Origin of the sequence: Maridesulfovibrio sp. (assembly GCF_963676065.1) — a bacterium.
GTDB lineage: Bacteria > Desulfobacterota > Desulfovibrionia > Desulfovibrionales > Desulfovibrionaceae > Maridesulfovibrio.
In genome coordinates this window covers 378,417-397,431 of sequence record NZ_OY780933.1, presented here as the reverse complement: position 1 = coordinate 397,431, position 19,015 = coordinate 378,417, and the positions used below count along the sequence as shown (strand labels likewise).

General features: G+C 50.2%; 16 protein-coding genes. 5 read left to right on the top strand and 11 right to left on the bottom strand.

Translation table 11 applies throughout. From position 1 onward, the window contains the following. The first annotated feature begins 1 nt into the window (after window position 1). From ACKU35_RS01745 to ACKU35_RS01735, 3 genes are read left to right on the top strand one after another with little or no spacing between them, the layout of a single operon-like run. Window positions 2–733: a DotU family type IV/VI secretion system protein gene (locus ACKU35_RS01745; protein WP_319762545.1), complete on the top strand. Its 732-nt coding sequence runs from the start codon at window positions 2–4 to the stop codon at window positions 731–733. Window positions 734–759: 26 nt separating this feature from the next. Continuing rightward, complete coding sequence (locus tag ACKU35_RS01740; protein ID WP_319762543.1) at window positions 760–4,266, top strand: type VI secretion protein IcmF/TssM N-terminal domain-containing protein; 3,507 nt, start codon at window positions 760–762, stop codon at window positions 4,264–4,266. Between the two features lie 10 nt (window positions 4,267–4,276). Continuing rightward, window positions 4,277–5,011, top strand: a complete 735-nt coding sequence (locus ACKU35_RS01735; protein WP_319762541.1) for an AMIN domain-containing protein — start codon at window positions 4,277–4,279, stop codon at window positions 5,009–5,011. A 113-nt stretch (window positions 5,012–5,124) separates the two neighbouring features. On the opposite strand, the gene ACKU35_RS01730 is transcribed toward ACKU35_RS01735, so the two are convergent. The 8 genes from ACKU35_RS01730 to ACKU35_RS01695 all read right to left on the bottom strand — a co-directional run bounded on the left by ACKU35_RS01730 (window position 5,125) and on the right by ACKU35_RS01695 (window position 14,429). Further along, the gene (locus tag ACKU35_RS01730) at window positions 5,125–6,069 is read right to left on the bottom strand and encodes a glycine betaine ABC transporter substrate-binding protein (protein WP_319765332.1); all 945 of its coding nucleotides are present in this window, start codon (window positions 6,067–6,069) and stop codon (window positions 5,125–5,127) included. A gap of 87 nt (window positions 6,070–6,156) precedes the next feature. Next, window positions 6,157–7,632, bottom strand: coding sequence for a betaine-aldehyde dehydrogenase (gene betB, locus ACKU35_RS01725; protein ID WP_319762539.1), 1,476 nt, complete (start codon window positions 7,630–7,632; stop codon window positions 6,157–6,159). Window positions 7,633–7,651: 19 nt separating this feature from the next. Then, entirely contained in the window at window positions 7,652–9,289 is a 1,638-nt protein-coding gene (gene betA / locus ACKU35_RS01720; RefSeq protein WP_319762538.1) for a choline dehydrogenase, read from the bottom strand. Between the two features lie 7 nt (window positions 9,290–9,296). Then, window positions 9,297–10,088 (bottom strand): GntR family transcriptional regulator, encoded by a 792-nt coding sequence (locus tag ACKU35_RS01715; protein WP_319762535.1) that lies wholly within the window; start codon window positions 10,086–10,088, stop codon window positions 9,297–9,299. 211 nt (window positions 10,089–10,299) lie between these two features. Beyond that, window positions 10,300–11,052, bottom strand: coding sequence for a nickel pincer cofactor biosynthesis protein LarB (gene larB, locus ACKU35_RS01710; RefSeq protein ID WP_319762534.1), 753 nt, complete (start codon window positions 11,050–11,052; stop codon window positions 10,300–10,302). A 2-nt stretch (window positions 11,053–11,054) separates the two neighbouring features. Then, window positions 11,055–11,867 carry an ATP-dependent sacrificial sulfur transferase LarE gene (gene larE, locus ACKU35_RS01705; protein ID WP_319765331.1) on the bottom strand — a complete coding sequence of 271 codons (813 nt, stop codon included), beginning with the start codon at window positions 11,865–11,867 and terminating at the stop codon, window positions 11,055–11,057. A gap of 75 nt (window positions 11,868–11,942) precedes the next feature. Further along, on the bottom strand, window positions 11,943–13,163 hold the full coding sequence (larC, locus tag ACKU35_RS01700) for a nickel pincer cofactor biosynthesis protein LarC (protein ID WP_319762532.1): 1,221 nt from the start codon (window positions 13,161–13,163) through the stop codon (window positions 11,943–11,945). Window positions 13,164–13,229: 66 nt separating this feature from the next. Further along, window positions 13,230–14,429: an aldo/keto reductase gene (locus ACKU35_RS01695; RefSeq protein ID WP_319762530.1), complete on the bottom strand. Its 1,200-nt coding sequence runs from the start codon at window positions 14,427–14,429 to the stop codon at window positions 13,230–13,232. 152 nt (window positions 14,430–14,581) lie between these two features. Between ACKU35_RS01695 and ACKU35_RS01690 the strand changes: the two genes are divergently transcribed. Further along, entirely contained in the window at window positions 14,582–15,817 is a 1,236-nt protein-coding gene (locus ACKU35_RS01690; RefSeq protein ID WP_319762529.1) for a patatin-like phospholipase family protein, read from the top strand. 96 nt (window positions 15,818–15,913) lie between these two features. Beyond that, the gene (locus ACKU35_RS01685) at window positions 15,914–16,822 is read left to right on the top strand and encodes a hypothetical protein (RefSeq protein WP_319762527.1); all 909 of its coding nucleotides are present in this window, start codon (window positions 15,914–15,916) and stop codon (window positions 16,820–16,822) included. Between the two features lie 54 nt (window positions 16,823–16,876). Here ACKU35_RS01685 and ACKU35_RS01680 read toward each other — a convergent pair whose 3' ends face one another. From ACKU35_RS01680 to ACKU35_RS01670, 3 genes are all read right to left on the bottom strand, one after another. Further along, complete coding sequence (locus ACKU35_RS01680) at window positions 16,877–17,590, bottom strand: DUF554 domain-containing protein (RefSeq protein WP_319762525.1); 714 nt, start codon at window positions 17,588–17,590, stop codon at window positions 16,877–16,879. 112 nt (window positions 17,591–17,702) lie between these two features. Further along, entirely contained in the window at window positions 17,703–18,014 is a 312-nt protein-coding gene (locus ACKU35_RS01675) for a DUF190 domain-containing protein (RefSeq protein ID WP_319762523.1), read from the bottom strand. A gap of 94 nt (window positions 18,015–18,108) precedes the next feature. Continuing rightward, window positions 18,109–18,807 (bottom strand): Crp/Fnr family transcriptional regulator, encoded by a 699-nt coding sequence (locus tag ACKU35_RS01670; RefSeq protein WP_319762521.1) that lies wholly within the window; start codon window positions 18,805–18,807, stop codon window positions 18,109–18,111. Between the last annotated feature and the right edge of the window lie 208 nt (window positions 18,808–19,015).

Below are 19,015 nucleotides of genomic sequence, written 5' to 3'. Positions count from 1 at the left end.
TATGCATCTATCCGACTGTTTTCTCGAACTTTTCACTTACATCAGACTCCTGACCGGATCGGCAGAGATGGTCGGAGTGGATTACTCCTTGGTGCGTGAAGATGTTGAGAAGCTTATCAGTCGCATGGATGACCGCAGTGATTCTATCGATATTGCGGAGGATTTATACAACCACGCGCGTTTTGCCGTATTTGCATGGGTCGACGAAGCTGTACTCGTTTCAAAATGGAGCGGGGTCCGTGAGTGGCTCAAGCATCCGTTGCAGCGGCAATATTATGCCACGGCCAATGCGGGTGAGGAATTTTTTGAACGGCTCGATAAACTGCTCAATCGCAATAAGGGGCCGGTTGATCAAAGTATTTTCGCGGATATGGAAAAAAAAGATGAATTTTCCGGCGGCAATGGTGATGGATTGGCCGAGGTTCTGGAAGTCTACGCCCTTTGTCTTTCCCTGGGGTATACCGGTAAATATTTCAGCAACGGGGAAGAAAGGCTGAAGGAGTTGCGCCGTGAATGCGTGGCCCGTATCCCCGGCAGCATCGGCGATAATGGCGGCCCTGCGTTCCCGCAATCCTACGGTACGGGTGAGGCTGCCCCACGTAAATGCTGTTACGGGCGTGTTTTCGATCCATTATCCCTGATCTTTTTTATTCTGCCTGTGCTTGTTACCGGTGGTATTTATGTGGCGTATATGGTTCTGCTTGAGCATAGTTTGAAACTCTGGCTCGGCTGATTATTAAGAGGTGAAAAGGCGAAAGCATGAAAAAATTTCTACTGAATCTGCTCAAGATCATTCTTGTCGTTCTTTTTTTCGTGCTGGCGGCAGTGGGTTCTTACGCCCTTGTTAATTACATGAACTGGCCGTGGTGGGCCGGGGCCTGCTTATTTGGCGGGCTGATCGGGTTGATCGCCGCCTTTTTCTTTGTCCGTAAATGGATGTTGCGCAGACGGGAAAAGAAGTTCGTTAAACGTATCGTCGATCAGGATGATTCCGCCATTGCCGCCGCTCCGCTTCATGAACGTTCACGCTTGCAGGAGTTGCAGACCCGCTGGACAGAAGCCGTAAGCCTGCTTCGCAATTCGGAACTGCGCAGGCATGGCAATCCTTTGTACGCCCTGCCGTGGTATATGATCCTCGGTGAATCTGATTCCGGTAAGAGTACCGCGGTAGCCAGCAGCAGATTGACCTCAATCCTTTCTGACGTGGGACCAACGCCGGGAGTCTCCGCTACCCGAAATTGCGACTGGTGGTTTTTTGAAGAAGCGGTAATCCTCGATACCGCCGGACGCTACGCCATTCCGCTCGATGAATCCCGCGATAAAGAGGAGTGGGAAAAATTCCTGACCCTGCTCGTTAAATACCGCAAACGTGAACCGCTAAACGGTTTGATTGTAACCCTGCCTGCCGATCGCCTGCAGTCCGGTGATGAAGACAGTCTGCATGAATACGGGCGCAGCCTGCGTAAGCGTATTAATGAACTTATGCGTGTGCTGGGGGTCCGGTTTCCGGTTTATGTTCTGCTCACTAAAATGGATCTTGTCTTCGGTCTTAAGGGGCTTTCCGAGGTACTGACCACCGAAGCCCGTTCTCAGGCCATGGGCGTGATCAATGAGTCCGGTCTTTCCGATCCTGAAGAATTTGTGGACAGTGCCGTGACCGGAGTTGTTGAGCGGCTCAGGGAGCTTCGGGTCAGCCTGCTGGACCGGGATAACCGTTTTGATCCCGCTTTTTTGCTTTTTTCTGAAGAACTGGAACGCCTGCGTCCCCGCATCCGCGCCTTTGCAAATGGCGTATTTGAGGAAAATCCATATCAGGAACAACCTCTTTTCCGGGGTATTCATTTTTCCAGCGGAGAACAGAGCGGGGAGCAGAATTCAGAATTTTTAGATAGTCTGCCTTCTTTACAAAATGTGGAAAAGAAACTTCCCGGAACCAGACATGGGTTGTTTCTGCACGATTTTTTTTCAAAGGTTTTACCTCGTGACCGCAATTTGTTTACCCCCATCCTTGAATTTTTAAAGTGGAAGCTTCTGACCCGCAATTTAGGCATGCTGGTCTGGTTGCTGATGCTTTTCTTTATCTGCGGGATGTTCAGCATGTCTTTCCTCGGCAACCGCAGGGCCCTCGATGATCTGTTTACGGCCTTTCCGAAGCCACCTGAATTCTCGAAAAAAATTGATGAACGGGTTGTGGAAATGGAGGAGTTTCGCCGGAAGATTATCCATCTTAAAGAGCTTAATTCTGATTGGTGGGTTCCGCGCTTGGGGCTTGATGTCAGTCTTGAGGCTGAAGGTAAAGTTGAGCAGCTCTATGCTGATAAATTTGAAAGTGTACTGCTCAAACCGGTTGATGATGAATTGACCCGAAGCATTGAAGGACTGCATCCGGGTTCCCCGGAACAGGTTATCAGTGATTTTGTTAAGCTGCTGGGCTGGCGCATCGATCTGCTTGATAATCGTCTTGAAGGCGGGGGAGAAAAACCGCTGGCTTCTTATGAACTGCCTTCCGGCCAAGCCATGTCCACGGCTGTGGATGATTTTGATCCTGACCTTATGAAATATTACGCCAGCACTTATTCGGCGTATCTTGATTGGGACCGGAATACGGAAGCTTTAAAAGAGCAGCGGTTACTGCTGCAGGCCCGACTGGGCAAGGTATTCAGCCTTAAGGGTGCGGATTTTAAATGGCTGGTCGAATGGGTGGATTCTAATCCCGAGGCAGAGTCGGTAACCCTGCGTGATTTCTGGGGCGGACCGCTTTTGCATTTTGAAAATGAAGCTCATGTTTCACCCGCTTATACTGTTAAGGGACATGAAATGCTTACGGATTTTCTTGGGGAGCTGCGCCGTTCCATGCCGGACAATTCTGATTTTGCTCAGCGCGAAAAAGACTTCTGGAATTGGTACGCGGAGCAGTTCTACCGGGAATGGTTTTCCTTCTCTGAATATTTTGCAGAGGGCGAGCGCCAACTGCTGACCAAGGATGACTATATCAACACAGCCCATGTGATGGCTAACCCGGATAATCCTTACTTCAAGCTTTTGGTCAGGATGAAGAAAGAATTTTCGTCCATCAAAGATCTCGGGACTCAACCTGATTGGGTAGAGGATATTTTTAATTTTAATATTGTTTTGACTCAGTATAAAGCCCTGAAGGCTAAAGGAGTAGAAGAATCGTCCCAGAAGGCACAGGACTCACTGCGTAAGATAATAGCCGAACTTGGCGGTAAGATGGCGGAAAATATCGAAGAACGTATCGAAAGCGCCAAGCAGCTTGATGAATATATGCAGGTGCTGGGTGATATGGCCGGGTTTACCACCAGTCAGGAAACGGCCTTTAAGAGTGCGGCCGCCCTTTATCCCGCAACTGGAAATGTTTCCGGCGGTGGCGGCGATGAGGGCAAGTCGGCCAAGGGAGCCGTTAAGAATAATCCCGTGGATGCAGCAACCAATGCTATGGCCGTTTTACGGACCCGTATGGGAGTGGGTGGGCAGGGGACGCATACGTTCTGGAATCTTGTGGCCGGCCCGCTTGAATTCATGGTTCATGTTATCACCATGGAAGCTTCCTGCGAACTTCAGCAGCTCTGGGAAGGCAAGGTTCTGGCTGAAACAGCCCATGTTCCTGCTGATAAATTGCGGGCAACCCTTTTCGGCAAGAGCGGAGTGGTAAAAAAGTTTACTTCCGGCAGTGCGGCTCCTTTCCTTAACCGGGGAGTCAAAGGCTGGCATAGCCGCCAGTGGCTCGGAATTCCTTTTCCTTTTCGGGAGGATTTTTTTGTATTCTTAAATGACGGGGAGCAGGGCGCACAGGAAATCCAGCCGGAATATAAGGTCGGCCTATCCACAATTCCAACTTCCGTGAACAGCAATGCCACGGAAGAACCGTATGCCACCATTCTTTCGCTTGAGTGCGGCAGCGGAAAACAGGAACTGGTCAATTACAACTATTCAGAAAAGATGGATTTTAAGTGGAAGCCGGAAGAGTGCGGAACAACCACCCTGACCATCCGTTTCCCCGGAATCGACTTAGTTAAAACCTATGAAGGTAAACTGGGTTTTGCGAAATTCCTGTCTGAATTCCGCAACGGGCAGCTCAATTTTGCTCCGAAGGATTTCCCGGATCAGGAAAAGGGATTGCAGGGACTTGGCGTAAGCAGTGTTAAAGTCGGCTATAATTTTACCGGGGCAGGTCCGGTTATAAAGGTTTTACAGATCAAGCCCTTGAATCTTCCTAATTTTATAACCGATTGCTGGCAGCATTAAGGAGGCGGGTGTGCTGACTGTTTTTTACAGAAGATTTTACATCCTGCTCTTTTTGATCTGGATCGGGGCCGTGGGGTCTCTTTTTGTCCTTTCTGTATGGGGAGACTTCGATGCCTTCATTCGCGATTTTAATTTGCAGACTGCCCGCATGGAAAACGGCACAGACTCGGAAATGAACAGCACCGGGGATTTTATTCGCGCGGCAGAGGAAGATGGTACGGCAATCCGCAGGGAAGTTGTGCATGATGTCCATAAAGTAGAGCAGGATGTTCAGCATTTTTTTGGAGACAACACGACAGCGAAAGCCGGAGCAGATCCTATTAAAAAGGAAATTCAAGAGGATCTTGCGGCCAAAAGCACACCGAAGCAGCCTAAGGAGAGAGGCGCGGTAGAAACGGTCGGCGTATTGGATAAGCTGGAATTCACCCATGAGGACGGGCAGTTTCTGGCCCGTCTGCAAACTTCCCGTGAAGTGGGGCGGGTAACATATTTCTGGCTTTATAACCCATCAAAACTGGTGGTGGATCTGCGCGGTAAATGGCGTTACTCAGTTCATCGGCTAACAGATTTCAACTCGGGATTTGTGGGGCAGGTTGTGCTGGGCAGACATGCTGACCGGTTGAGGCTTGTCTTTAACTTCCGTGATCGGGACGCGAAAAAAAGTCCTGCCCCGAAATTGATCCGTACTCCGCAGGGGCTTGATGTTGTGGTTGCAAGCCCGCCTGAGGCTTCTCCCGAAAAGTAGACCCAGAATCATGTGAACAGGGATTTGTATTTGTCCCTGGTTAGGGCGACATAACAAAACCGATAAAACCGTCGAGACAACCGGTTTTATCGGTTTTTAAATTGTAGTACGGATTAATCGAGAGTCTTTTCAAAGGCAGGCAGTCCGGGCTTACCGTTAACGGTGGTTACGCCTGTAAGCCATTTACGGTATGTTTCGGGATGTTTTTTTACCCAGTTGAGACCGGCTTCAAGGGGAGTAAGGGATTTGTTCTCGTGCAGAGCGGTCATGATCTGGTTCATCATGGAGACGGGGAAGGTCATCTGCTTCAGCAGCTTTGTTGCGTTGGGCTGTTCTTGTTCAAAACCTTTGCGGATGTTGGTCCAGACTGTTGCGGTACCGTCGTTTCCGCCGAAAGTTTCGTTAGTGCTGCCGGTGAGATAGGTCATGTCGATACGTTCATTCATGCTGTGCGGAGCCCAGCCAAGAAAAACTATCCATTTTTTTTCATTAGTAAACGACTTTACCTGTGCCAGCATGCCGGCTTCACTGGAAGGAACGAGCGTGAACTTGCCCAGTCCGAACATATTTTTGTCTATCATATTCAAAATGATGTCATTACCGTCGTTTCCGGCTTCAATTCCGTAGATTTTCCAATCCAGCTTATCACCGAATTTTGCAATATCCTTAAAATCTTTCAGGCCGGCCTTAGCGCAGTATGAGGGAACAGCCAAAGTGTATTTGGCGCCGGGCATATTGGGAATGAATTTATCCACAGTACCTTTCTTAAAATATTTGTCGGCAATAGAAGCCATGGAGGGCATCCAGTTACCCATGAAGGCATCTGCTTCACCTGTGGACATTGCTTCATAAGCAATGGGAACGGAAACCAGAATGTTCTCAGCATCATAACCGAGACTTTCAAGGACGGAAACTGCCAGATCTGTTTTAATAGTAACACCGGTCCAGCCGACACTGGCTATTTTAATTTTCTGGCCTGCATTTGCGGCAATAGAGAAAACAAATATCGTTGCAATAAGAACGGCGACTCCGAGAAGGTGTCTGTACGGGGCTATCATCATAACTCCTGAGCTAAAAGTTATAGGGATGCTTTGCCACCTCCCCCGGCAGCAGGACATCCCGTATTCCATAACCGGTTCGGCGCACTATGCGCCGAACCAGTTGATGGGGGTTGTCTTATGATTGCGGAAAATATGTTTGACTTCGGTGTATTCCTCGAGTCCGAGACGGCCCAGTTCGCGACCGAATCCTGACTGCTTGTATCCGCCCCAGGGGGCCTGGACGAAATATACATTGAAGTCGTTTACCCAGACGGTCCCGAAGCGAAGGGCTTTTGAAACCCGTTCCATACGGTCCGCATCGCGGGTCCAGAAGCCGGCAGAGAGTCCGTAAACGGTACTGTTTGCCCGTTCGATAACTTCATCTTCCGTTTTGAAACGTTCAACAGTTATAACCGGTCCGAAAACCTCTTCCTGAACAATGCGCATATCATTTTTACAATTGACGAACAGGGTGGGCATGTAGAAGTAGCCGTTTTGGAGTGCGGGGGCATCCGGGCGGCAGCCGCCCAGAACAAGCTCTGCACCTTCCTCGCAGGCTATTTCCACATATGATTCTACCTTACTCAGATGCTCAGCCGAAATCAGCGGCCCCATCTGGGTCTTTTCGTCAAATCCGTTGCCGACGACGATACGTTCCATCCGTTCTTTGAGAGCGGCAACAAATTTATCGTAGACGCCGTCCTGAACCATGATGCGGGTTCCCGCGGAGCAGATCTGTCCGGCATGGAAGAAGACGCCGTTCAGGGCGTAATCAACAACCGTATCAAAATCAGCATCATCAAATATGATATTCGGATTTTTACCGCCCAGTTCAAGGGCGACTTTTTTTACATTGCCTGCTGCCGCGCGCATGATGGTTTTGCCTGTGGCAATTCCACCGGTGAATGAGATCAGGTCCACATCATCATTTTCAGAGAGCTCCGCGCCGACTTCAGCTCCGGGGCCGAGTACCGTATTGACTACTCCCTTCGGGAAACCGGCCTCTTCCGCCAGTTCGGTCACTTTGATGGTAGTCAGCGGGGTTATCTCGCTGGGCTTCATTACAATGGTACATCCGGCGGCAAGTGCCGGAGCCATTTTCCAGGAAGCCTGCAGCAGCGGATAATTCCACGGGGAAATCTGGCCGCATACCCCGACAGGCTCGCGCACAACACTGCTTGTGGAATCCGGGATCGGAGATTCGATGATCTCGCCTCCATCTTTATCGGCAAGACCGGCAAAGTAACGGAAAATCCCGGCGATATCGTCCATGTCCCAGCGGCTTTCCTCTACAGTTTTACCTGTGTCCAGACTTTCAAGCTCCGCCAGCTCCTCACGGTCCCGTTCTATCAGGTCGGCTAGTTTGAAGATGAGGCGGGCTCTCTCCACCGCGGGTGTTTGAGGCCATCCATCTATATCAAAAGCCCTCCGGGCCGAGGCAATGGCTGCCTTGCAGTCATCGCGGCCCCCCTCAGGGACCGTAGCGATGACAGAAGCGTCAAAAGGATTGAGTATCTCGCGTTTATTTCCGGAAGCGGCATCTATCCACTTTCCATCAATATACATCTGTTTGCGAATCATACGGTTCTCCCGGTATGGACTACTTTTCGTGTTTGTAAAAAGGTACGTTTTCCGGTGCTACTGGAGTATTGCCGAGGATCATGTCCGCTGCTTTTTCCGCGATCATCATTACCGGGGCATAGATGTTTCCGTTGGTAACGTACGGCATTACCGAAGCATCTACTACGCGCAGACCTTCAACTCCGTGCACACGAAGCTGCGGGTCGGTAACCGCCATGTCGTGCGTACCCATGGCGCAGGTGCAGCTCGGATGGTAGGCGGACTCACCTTCACGGGCTACGAAGTCGAGGATTTCCTCATCGGTCTGGGCCTGATCTCCGGGAGCGAGCTCTTTGCCGCGGAATTCATCAAATGCGGGCTGAGTCATGATCTCGCGTGTTTTGCGGATAGCTTCCACCCATTCACGACGTTCCTGTTCGGTGGACAGATAGTTGAAGAGGATGCTCGGGTACTGTTTTGGATCACTGGATTTAATCTTCACATGTCCACGGACATCGGTATTCATGGGACCGACGTGAACCTGATAACCGTGCCCTTCGTTGGGGGCGGAACCATCGTAGCGGATGGCGATGGGCAGGAAGTGGTACTGGATGTTGGGGTATTCGACCTGATCGTTACCGCGTATGAACCCGCCCGCTTCAAAATGGTTTGTGGCCGCGTCGCCGGTTCCTTTGAGGAGCCATTCAAGACCGATCTTAGGCTGGTTGTACCATTTCAGGCAGGGGAATTTACTTACGGGTTTCTTACAGGCGTACTGCACGTAAAGTTCAAGGTGATCCTGAAGGTTTTCACCTACACCGGGCAGATCGTGAACCATATTAATACCGAGCTTACTGAGCTCCTCACCGTTACCGATGCCGGAAAGCTGCAGAATCTGCGGCGAGTTGATAGCACCGCCACAGGAGATGATTTCGCCGCCGTATACCTTATGGGTGTTTTTACCTTTGGTATATTCAACGCCGATGGCCCGTTTTCCGTCAAAAAGGATGCGGTTTGCCATTGCCTTGCATTTAACGGTCAGGTTTTTACGGTTTTTGACCGGGTGGATATAAGCGCGGGCAGCGTTCATGCGTCTGCCACGGTAGGTGGTGCGGTCGAATTTGCCGAAACCTTCCTGTTGATAGCCGTTGACATCGTCCGTGAGGGGGTAGCCAGCTTCCTGAACGGCGTTGAAAAAGGCCGAGAACAGCGGGTTTTCGCATTCCGGGGTGGTCAGGTACAAAGGTCCTACCGCGCCCTGATATTCTGATGCACCGGCCATGCGCTGCTCAAAACGTTTGAAATAAGGCAGGCAGTGGGCATAGGACCAGTCCTGAAGACCGTCATCTTTGGACCATTTTTCATAGTCCATGGCATTACCGCGGATGTGGATCATGCCGTTGATGCAGGATGATCCGCCGAGAACCTTACCGCGCGGCTGATAGACCCGGCGGTTATTCATGTATGGTTCCGGCTCGGATTCATACCACCAGTTATATGTTTTTCCAGCAAGGGGGTAGGTGAGTGCCGCAGGCATATGAATGCGAAAATCAAGTTTGTGGTCGGGCCGCCCCGCCTCGAGGACGAGGACTTTATGCTTGGGATTTGCGCTTAGTCTGTTGGCGAGAACAGAGCCCGCAGAACCGCCGCCGACAATAATGTAATCGTAATGTGTCATAATATTTTTAATTTTGGTTTTCTTTGGTTTCGGTTAGGAAAGGTACGCCCTGAGGCTCCTTTCCCTTGTTGTTTTTTTCGACGCATTTTCTCAGCAGTACATAGTGGTGACTGCTGAAGGAGAGAGCCCGGATCGGCTCCCCGTCCCTGATGGATCGTGCTGTTTCAATCCAGTTTTCTCCAGCCTTTCTGCTGTAATCTGCGTCTTCATAAAGAGCGTAATCATGGGAACTGAATCCCATCTGCACTGCGTGCATCACCCATTCAAGGAGTGGGTTTTTGGCCATGCGTACCAGCAGGATGTTGAGCTTGCGGTCCAGTTCGCCTGTGGCGGCAAGGTCCGGATCTTCTTCACTGAGCATTTTTTCAAGGCATTTCGCCCCGTTCAGGAGCTCTTCTTTTTCTTCGCTGCTGCCTCTTGCGATGGCCAGTTCCGTGATCGTCCGGTCGATGCTTTCACGGAATTCAATGAGTTTTTCCGGTTCAACCGGGTGCTGTTTCATGAACAGGGTCAGTGACTCCGAAACATTGGAAACATCTAATTCCTTAACATAAGCTCCGCCCTTGGCTCCTTTTTTTACTTCGAGCAGACCTTTTTGTTTGAGCGTTTTAATCGCCTCGCGGATAACACCCCGGCCGGTTCCAAATTGGTTCTGCATTTCGCGTTCGCTGGGAAGACGTTCTCCGGGAGCCAGCCGTCCGTCCATGATCGCTGCTTCAATCTGCAAAACAATCTCCTCACTGGCCCGGCCAAGGCCTACGGGAAGAAACAAGTTTGGAATTTCCGAATTTTCAGTCATTGGTAGTACCTTTGGTGTTCAATTTTTGCAAAAAAAGAGCAAAAAAACGTATTCTGTGGTTTTTTCGCCCAAATGGTAGGTCCATTCTGGCAGGTTCGATTATGCGTGTCAACCCGGATTGGAAACTTTGGCGGTTTTGGTCGGACCATTAAAAATCCCCTTACCGGGAAGTCCGGTAAGGGGATGGGAAAAAAATCTATAAAAAAATGACCTAGCTATCTATGGCTTTATTGATTTTGCAGGCCGCGCAGGCTGCGCCGAATCCGTTATCGATGTTTACAACTGTTATTCCGCTGGCACAGGAGGTGAGCATGCCCAGCAGGGCGGAAAGACCGGAAAAATTGGCTCCGTATCCGACCGAGGTGGGGACGGCTATGATGGGCTGATCCACCAATCCGCCGATTACACTGGAAAGTGCGCCTTCCATGCCCGCAACCACGATGAGTACCGAGAATCTGCGTATTGCGTCGATGCGGTCGAAAAGACGGTGGATTCCGGCCACTCCGATATCGGAGATGATTTCAGCTCTGCTGCCCAGCATATCGCAGGTTACCTGAGCTTCTTCGGCAACGTTCAAATCTGAAGTGCCGGCGGTTATGATGCCCACCATGCCGCTGCTGTAGCTGATCTCCTCACTTTTGCAGGTCAGGGTGCCTGCGGTGTCGTTGTATTCCACCTGCGGGAACCGGGATGAAACGTATTCGGCGCTTTCCGGGGAAACCCGCGTAGCCAGTATGTTGCTTCTTCCACACATGTGTTCAAAAATATCAACTAGCTGCTGCGGTGTTTTGCCCGCGCCGTATATAACTTCCGGAAATCCGTTGCGCAGGGAACGGTGATGATCGATCTTGGTATGCCCGATGTCCTGATAAGGCAGGTCTCGCAGCTGCTCCATTCCCTGATCAACATCCATGCTGCCGTCTTTTATCGCGTTCAATATATTTTTAAGCTTATCGTTGGTCATAATTATGATGCGCTAGGCGCTATTTTGTTCAGGCTGCCCATTTGGTAACCGCCAAGATCCAGCGTTACGTGGCGGTAGCCGAACTCTTTCAGTTTGCCGTTAATGTTGTGTTTTTCATTGGCTGTGATCAGATCACGCAGTTGGTCTTCGGGAACTTCTATGCGGGCGGTCTCTCCATGATGGCGGACTCTTACAGCCGGAAAACCTATGTTCATAAGAAATACTTCCGCCTGTTCCACCTGCCGTAATGCTTTTTCGGTCACTTCCACATTTACTGGCATGCGAGAAAGCAGGCATGCAAATGAAGGTTTATTCCATGTCGGAAGGCTGAATCTACGAGACAGTTCGCGGATATCCTCTTTGCTGAGCTTTGCCTCCAGCATGGGGCTGCGGATGCCAAGCTCGAGCAATGCTTTCAGGCCGGGGCGGTAATCATTTAAATCGTCGACATTCGTACCTTCAAAAACTTTATCCAAGCCCATGCCACCGGCGAATTCCAGCAGCTTGCTGAATAGTATTTTCTTGCAGGTGTAACAATGTTCCGGGGGATTCATGCGTAATTCGGTCGGAAATTCAAGCTTCAGCACAGCGTGTTCAATCCCTGATTTCTCCGCGAATTTCTTTGCTTCTTCCTGTTCCCATTCCGGTACGTATGGCGTTGCGATAGAGGCAGCTACAGCCTTCTCGCCGAGGGCTTCTTTTGCTGCATGCAGAAGGAATGTACTGTCTACACCTCCTGAAAAAGCGATGACAGCCCCGTCGGTTCCTGCGAGAAGTTCGAGTAAGTTTTCATATTTCAGCGTAAGTTCTTCCATCACATCAATCAACCGGAATAGATAAAGGGTTTACCGCCGGGGGCAGAATCATTTTATGGAAAAGAATTAGCCCCATCAAACTTTTCTTACTTTTCCGATCTGTAAATACACATCGCTCAAAGGAACCCCGTGTTTTGCGGCTAAAGCCCGGCAGTCTTCCAGTTCCGGCTTGGAGCGGAGGACTCGTCCGTCGAGGATTGCGTTTTTCATGGTTACCGTGCCTAGAGGGGTTTCGAGTCTTTCATATGATATATCAAGAACGGTCTTTTCGATATCGGTACTTTTTATGCCCAGTGTAGTTGTGTGTTCAAAGATTAAACGCTTGAACAAATCCTCTTCTGCGGCGGAGCAGAGCAGGGAGAGGGTTGTGGCCGGGCGGTTCTTTTTCATGACTATCGGTGTAAAGTGAACATCCATGGCTCCCTTATCCATTAGCAGGTCGAGGGTGACTCCGAGCATTTCCCCGGTCATATCGTCGATGTTGCATTGCAGCAGCCGGGCCGGGACAGTGGAGAGTGAGCTGCCCTGCTGCTGGACCAGCGCAAGCTGCACCCGGAGCACGTTTGGGATTTCATTATCACGATGGCCGATGCCGTATGCGCTGCGCTGCACTTCCATACGCGGGGAATCTGAAAATTTGTCGACCAGTTCCGCAAGGATGGCTGCTCCGGTCGGGGTCGTGGTTTCTTTGGACACCGCGCCTTGAGTGGTGGGGATTCCAGTCAGGATTTCGGAGGTGGCCGGGGCCGGTACAGGCATCATGCCGTGGACACAGTTGACGAACCCGCCGCCCAGTTCGATGGAGGAACACCAGACCTGATCGATCTCCAGCTCATGGAAACAGATGGCCGCGCCGACGATATCTACAATTGAATCCGTGGCACCCACTTCATGAAAATGAACTTCGTAAGCTGTGCTGTTGTGAATTTTGGCTTCGGCCTCGGCAACACGTTTGAAAATATCGAGGGCGGTCGCTTTCACCTGAGCGCTGAGTTCGCTGGAATTAATGATCTGCTCAATGTCATGCAGGTTGCGGTGGGCGTGATGGTGGGGGTGACCGTGCTCTTCGTGTCCATGATGATCATGATGGTGATGATGGGTAAGGTCCACATCCACGCGGGTTCCGAAAATTCCTTTACGGGAATCTTTGGAGATCCTGAGCTTGAATTCATCGTCCAACCCCAGTTTGGAAAGTTCCGCTTTCAGGACTTCGGGGTCAACACCAAGATCAATCATGGCGGCAAGGTTCATATCGCCACTGATGCCTGAAAAACAATTATAGTAAAGTATATTCATTTGATGTCCGGTCCGGCTTAGCCGTTTTTGCGCGGAGGCTTTTCCGGCCCCCGCGCAGACTAATTTCTATTCTGCTGTTTGGGCAGTGGCGCTATTTACTATTTCCTGCAAGTCCTGCTGTTCAAAGAAGTCCGCAACGCGCTTTAATTCTTCGGGAATGGCTATGTGCTGAGGGCAGTGCTCTTCACATTGTCCGCATTCAATACATTGGGAGGCATATGCCGCCTGTCCTGAGAATTTTCGACTGAGCATTAAAGCATACTGACGTTTTAATATGGGTTCTTTATCTTTGAACAAGTGGACGCTGTTGAAAAATTCAAAACAGCCCGGAATCCTTACTCCGGCCGGGCACGGCATACAATAAGCGCACCCGGTACAAGCTACCTGCATGAGTTCCTTGTACCGCGCGGCAACCCGATCCACAATAGCCAGTTCCGCTTCAGTCAGGGATTCTGCTTCGGCTTCAGATGCAATGGCAAGATTCTGCTCCACATGGGCTTCCTCATTCATGCCGGAAAGCACGAGAGTAACTTCGGGGTGATTCCATACCCAACGCAGGGCCCATTCCACGGGCTGACGCTTGATCTTTGCTTCATCAAAGATTTCCTGTACTCCGTCCGGAGGAGTCGGAGAACTCAGGTTGCCGCCGCGCAAAGGTTCCATAATCATCACCGCGATGTCTTTAGAGGCCGCGTATTTCAGTCCTGCTGTCCCTGCCTGATTCTCCGTATCCAGAAAGTTGTACTGAATCTGGCAGAAGGTCCAGGGATACGAGTCGGCAATGCGGATGAAGTCTCCGGCTACACCGTGGAAGGAGAATCCTGCATAGCGTATTTTGCCGGAGGCGATCGCCTTATCCAGAAAATCTTTCACACCCAGTTCAACTGAACGATCCCATGAATTGCCTTCGAGCGCGTGAATCAGATAATAGTCAATACAGTCGACGTCCAGACGCTTGAGCTGTGCATCAAGGTATTTGTCCATGTCTTCGCGGGATTTAACCAGCCACTGGGGCAGCTTGTCCGCTATGGCTACTTTTTCGCGGTAACCGTCTTTGAGGGCTTTGCCCACTACTCCTTCACTCTTGCCGTTATGGTAGGGCCAGGCGGTATCCACGTAGTTGACTCCATTATCAATGGCGGCACGCATCTGGGCAATGGCTCGAGGTTCGTCAATTTCTCCGTCTTCGGTTGTGGGGAAACGCATGGCCCCGAAACCGAGAATGGAAAGTTCTTCACCTGTCTTGGGTACTTTGCGATAATGCATAAGTTTTCTCTCTTTGCTTATTTTTAAATTCGTAATTATATTCTGTCAGCCTTGCCGGAAAACATTGATATATCTTTATACTCGGTCCGGCTCAATTTTGATCATACTTTTGTTGGAATTTGAAGTGTATATCTATTTAAGCGGAGTATTTGATGAGCATGAACTGTATGCTGAATAATTGCGGAGAGATCCGCAGGATTGTCTTTTTCTGCCTGTTGCTTGGAATGCTTGCCGGGTGCGGCTTGAAACGTAATCCTATCCCTGTTGAAATGCAGAATCAGGCCATTCTGCCCGGTTATGATCAAGTGCGGTTCTTCGGGGATACCACCCCGAAACATATGGATAAGGTTATGCAGCAATGGGCCGAACTAAGCAGGCAGGGCAAGCTGCCGGATGAGATCAGCTTCCTGTCTCTTTCCGGAGGCGGGGCTGACGGAGCTTTCGGCGCCGGATTTCTTTGCGGCTGGACAGAGCACGGGGACCGCCCTGCCTTCGGACTGGTTACGGGCATCAGTACCGGTGCTCTCATAGCGCCTTTCGCCTTTATGGGGTCGGATTACGATCCGTTCATTGAAATGTTTTATACCACCTTTGAGACCAGCGACCTTGTACAACAGCGGTCCTATGTTTCCGCCATTTCCGGAGATTCGGTATACAGCACCGAACCTCTGCGTACGGCCCTTAAAAAATTCATCAATCATGAATTTATCGCCAAGATCGCGGCGGAACACCGCAAGGGTCGCCGGTTGCTTATCGGAACGACCAATCTGGATGCCATGCGCCCTGTTTACTGGGATATCGGTGCGCTGGCCCAGTACGGAACGCTGGAAGCGGATCAGCTTATTCGGGATGTTATTCTCGCTTCTGTGTCGGTCCCGGTTGCTTTTCCACCGGTCTATTTCAAGGTTAAGGCCGGGGATAAGGTTTACGATGAAATGCATGTGGACGGTGGAGTCTGTAATCAGGTCTTTTCTTATCCTCCCAGCATTCACCTCGCCGATGAGCTGGAAAAAATCGGAGAGAAAAGAAAGATCACCCTTTACGTGATTCGCAATGATGCCCTTGTTACCGAAGGGGTTCAGGTGGAACCGTATATCGGGGGCATCGCCGCCCGGTCCCTTGCCGGGTTGATCCGAAATCAGGGTATCGGCGATCTTTACCGCATGTATTACACTGCCCAGCGTGACGGAGTGGATTTTAAATTGACATTTATTCCACCAGATTACAGGGAAAAGTCTGACGAGCTTTTTAGTCCTATATATATGAGTAAACTTTTCATACTGGGCAAGAGCATGGCCAAGGCCCCGAATCCGTGGCATTATGCTCCCCCGTCAACGACTTCCCGTGAGGGACCGGATGCCACTCCGGCGGAGCTGATTATAAAGTGATGCTGTTATCCGGTTGGATGACTATTATGTTGATGGGGTATGGTTAAAAAAAGCAAATTAATCCGGCGCTTCAGCCGTTTTAGCGGAGTGTGATAAATGAGTAAGGTTGATGTGATAATCAGCGTTTGCGGCAAACCCCTGCAAACATGTCTGGCCCTGCTTTCTCTGGAGCGAGCCAGCGGTCAGCATATTGATAAGATCTATTTTATCGAGGAAAATACCCAGACTAAAGGTATTGACGCGGGTTGCCATCAATATGTGCTGGACGCCCTTGCCCACAAGATCGAATACTTTATGCCCAAGTACTGGAACTACTGCTTTCCTATCGAATGGGAGCGTATGGATGATGAGGAATACCGCCACTCAGTGCGCTATCAGTACGGCTGGGAAAAGAGCGATAAGGATTATGTTCTGATCATTCACAATGACGCCATCTTCCGTAAAGACATAATAGGCGCCATGGTCGAGGGAATAGGAGATCATGTGGCTGCCGGGCATATCGGCCAGTGCTGGTATTGTCCAGCCGCATTTTCCGGTAAATGTACGCCGGATACCTACATGGATTACCGGCCGGATTTTCGGGAACTGCTGGCTCTTTATCGGGGGGCGCAGCCTCCTGAAGGTAAGCAGGTCCGGGCCTACCACCTGCCGCGTATGCATGATATATTTTTCAAACAGCCGTGGCCCCTGCCGGAGTGCCGGGTCAATGAATGGTGCTGTCTTGTGAATATGAAGAAAGCTCGGAAGATGACAATGCCGGTTGGCAAGGTTACACCCTTCGGTGCTTTTATCAACGTGGGCAAGCAGATTCTTGACGTGGGCTGCCAGTGGTTCCGGGAAATGCATTTACGCGGTGAAACCTGTCTCAATTTCGATATCTATAAATACATGTATCACGATGTGCCGCCAACAGGGCAGCCGACCCTCATCGATAAGGACCGCTACAAGGATAAAGAACTGGTCGCGCTTGATGTACTCCGGGCGGAGTTTGATTACCCGGAATAAATTTATCCCAATAGCTGTTAATCCCCGCAACGCCTCTGCATTGCGGGGATTTTTCTATGTAAAGTAAATTGTCCAGAAATGCGATAGGGGCATAACCATAAGCAGGGCCGGGATCATATTAGCTACCGGAAACTGTTTTATGCCGCAGATGCGGAAACCTGTAGCCAGCATTATAAGTCCACCGCAGGCGGAAAAGTCGGCCAGCATGTCCGGTGTGGTCAGGGGCAGGATGAGCGAAGCTCCGAGGAAAAGCAGCGCTTGAACCGCAAATTGCGGGAAAACAAGAATCCCGACAGTGAAACCCATGGTTGAGGCAAATATGGGTGCTGTGAACAGATCAAGGATTGATTTAACTATCAGCAGGGTAGGATCGCCGGTCATTCCTTCGGTCATGGAGCCGTATATGCCGGTCCCGCTCATGCAGAAGAGGACCAGCAGGGCTACGAATTTGTCGAGGAATTCTTCCTGTGACATATCTCCGCTGGGCCGGGTCAGCTTTTCGATTACCACCCTTGCCTTTGCCGCAGCTTTTTGAATCAGGGCCTCGAGCTGGATTATTTCCCCCAGCAGTGAACCGACCACAAGGGCCAGCATTACCGGAGCCAGCAACTTTACTTTTACAATCATGGCTACGCCGAGGCCCATGGAGGCGCAGCCGAAAACCATGGGCATGCGGGTGCGGATGTTGGTATTCAGCTTAGGGCCGAGCATGGCCCCGGCAACACTGCCGATGAGCAGTGCGCCTCCGTTGATAAATGGTCCTATCATTTGAAAATTCCTTTAATGAAAATGCGCGGGCAACCTTGCGGCTGCCACGCCTGTTATCCGATTTACACTTCTGCAGCGGTGTAAAGGTGAGGTAAAAGAGACCGGAACGGTGTTATGAAATAAAACCGAACTCGGCTTTTGATTTGGTGTAGAAAATATGCTGACTGCATTTCTGAAGGCGGGGAAATAATAGGTCGCACTCTTCTTCGGTCAGGGCCATGGTAATCAGCTGCGGCGGATCATCAAAGTCGAAATAATTTCCTGAATGAAACCGCCCGTCGTGACCGAATCCCTCTTTACCGCTAAAGAGAGTCGCGCCGCGAACTCCTGCTCTTTTTGCTTCTTCCACTATCCAGTCAGCCAGCGGGGTACTTTCATGCTCCCTGTTCTGCTGAGTGAAGAAGGTGATTAAGTATCCTTCCATTATTGTATTCCTTTTTTCAGGTTAGGTAACTCAAGCAGGGAATATGATGAAATTGGGATACGAACAATGACGCGGGTCACTTAAGGCCGGAAAATCAGATTATAAAAAAAGGGCTGGATGCCGTTTCATCGAGTTGTTCTTTGTTGAGAATGCTTATGCTTCCCCGCGCTTTGGTTACAATGCCTGCTTCCTGCAACCGGGATATGACCCGGGCCGCGCTTTCCCTTGAAGTGCCCACCATTTCCGCAATGTCGCCGTTGGTGAGCGGCAGGTTCTCGCCTATGCGTGTTGAAAGCATACTGAGCACATTCAGGATGCGGGTTTCCACACTTTCGTCGATGAGGTCGATTATGCGGGTGTATGCACCGTCGAGCAGTTCGCCCATGGTTCCCAGAATGCCCATGGCCACGGCGGGAGTGTTTTCTACCCAGAATTTAAAATCCTGACAGGGGATAGTGATAATTGCCGAGTCCTGCACAACACGGGCTGAGAAAAGTCGCGGCCCGGATTTAAAACAGGTGATTCCGTTCAGGGTCATTCCCCGGGTGGCGATAAGGTAGGTGAATGATTTTCCCGAAGGGGACTGCTTGGAGAGAATCACTTTGCCGCTTTCCACCAGACAGAAATTATTTGAATCATCTCCCGCTTTGAAAATTATTTCGCCTTTACGGTAATTTTTGCGCCGGACTTTGGTGGAAAGTTCCGCAAGCTCGGGAAGATCAGCCCTGTTCAGGTTAATGTCTTTTTGCAGGGCTGCGATTATTTCTTTTGTATTTTGGTAGGTTCGGGACATACTTTTACTGCTGAACAGTTACAGGGTTTAATAACGATGCATTCACAAGATGTTGTTATTATCTCATCTTCCATCTTATGCAGATGCGGTATTGTTCAGAATTGTTTACATAGTTTCATCTGTTAGCTATCTTTCTTTAAATCTGATTTTTATATTGTTTTACTCTTAGTTTTTCATTCTACGTGTTTTTCAGGGGGTATTCCAGATG

Excerpts from the sequence above, each read along its gene's own strand:
- ACKU35_RS01745 (WP_319762545.1), top strand. The coding sequence starts at position 2 with ATGCATCTATCCGACTGTTTTCTCGAACTTTTCACTTACATCAGACTC.
- ACKU35_RS01740 (WP_319762543.1), top strand. The coding sequence starts at position 760 with ATGAAAAAATTTCTACTGAATCTGCTCAAGATCATTCTTGTCGTTCTT.
- ACKU35_RS01730 (WP_319765332.1), bottom strand. The coding sequence starts at position 6,069 with ATGATAGCCCCGTACAGACACCTTCTCGGAGTCGCCGTTCTTATTGCA.
- betB (WP_319762539.1), bottom strand. The coding sequence starts at position 7,632 with ATGATTCGCAAACAGATGTATATTGATGGAAAGTGGATAGATGCCGCT.
- betA (WP_319762538.1), bottom strand. The coding sequence starts at position 9,289 with ATGACACATTACGATTACATTATTGTCGGCGGCGGTTCTGCGGGCTCT.
- ACKU35_RS01715 (WP_319762535.1), bottom strand. The coding sequence starts at position 10,088 with ATGACTGAAAATTCGGAAATTCCAAACTTGTTTCTTCCCGTAGGCCTT.
- larB (WP_319762534.1), bottom strand. The coding sequence starts at position 11,052 with ATGACCAACGATAAGCTTAAAAATATATTGAACGCGATAAAAGACGGC.
- larE (WP_319765331.1), bottom strand. The coding sequence starts at position 11,867 with ATGGAAGAACTTACGCTGAAATATGAAAACTTACTCGAACTTCTCGCA.
- larC (WP_319762532.1), bottom strand. The coding sequence starts at position 13,163 with ATGAATATACTTTACTATAATTGTTTTTCAGGCATCAGTGGCGATATG.
- ACKU35_RS01695 (WP_319762530.1), bottom strand. The coding sequence starts at position 14,429 with ATGCATTATCGCAAAGTACCCAAGACAGGTGAAGAACTTTCCATTCTC.
- ACKU35_RS01690 (WP_319762529.1), top strand. The coding sequence starts at position 14,582 with ATGAGCATGAACTGTATGCTGAATAATTGCGGAGAGATCCGCAGGATT.
- ACKU35_RS01685 (WP_319762527.1), top strand. The coding sequence starts at position 15,914 with ATGAGTAAGGTTGATGTGATAATCAGCGTTTGCGGCAAACCCCTGCAA.
- ACKU35_RS01680 (WP_319762525.1), bottom strand. The coding sequence starts at position 17,590 with ATGATAGGACCATTTATCAACGGAGGCGCACTGCTCATCGGCAGTGTT.
- ACKU35_RS01675 (WP_319762523.1), bottom strand. The coding sequence starts at position 18,014 with ATGGAAGGATACTTAATCACCTTCTTCACTCAGCAGAACAGGGAGCAT.
- ACKU35_RS01670 (WP_319762521.1), bottom strand. The coding sequence starts at position 18,807 with ATGTCCCGAACCTACCAAAATACAAAAGAAATAATCGCAGCCCTGCAA.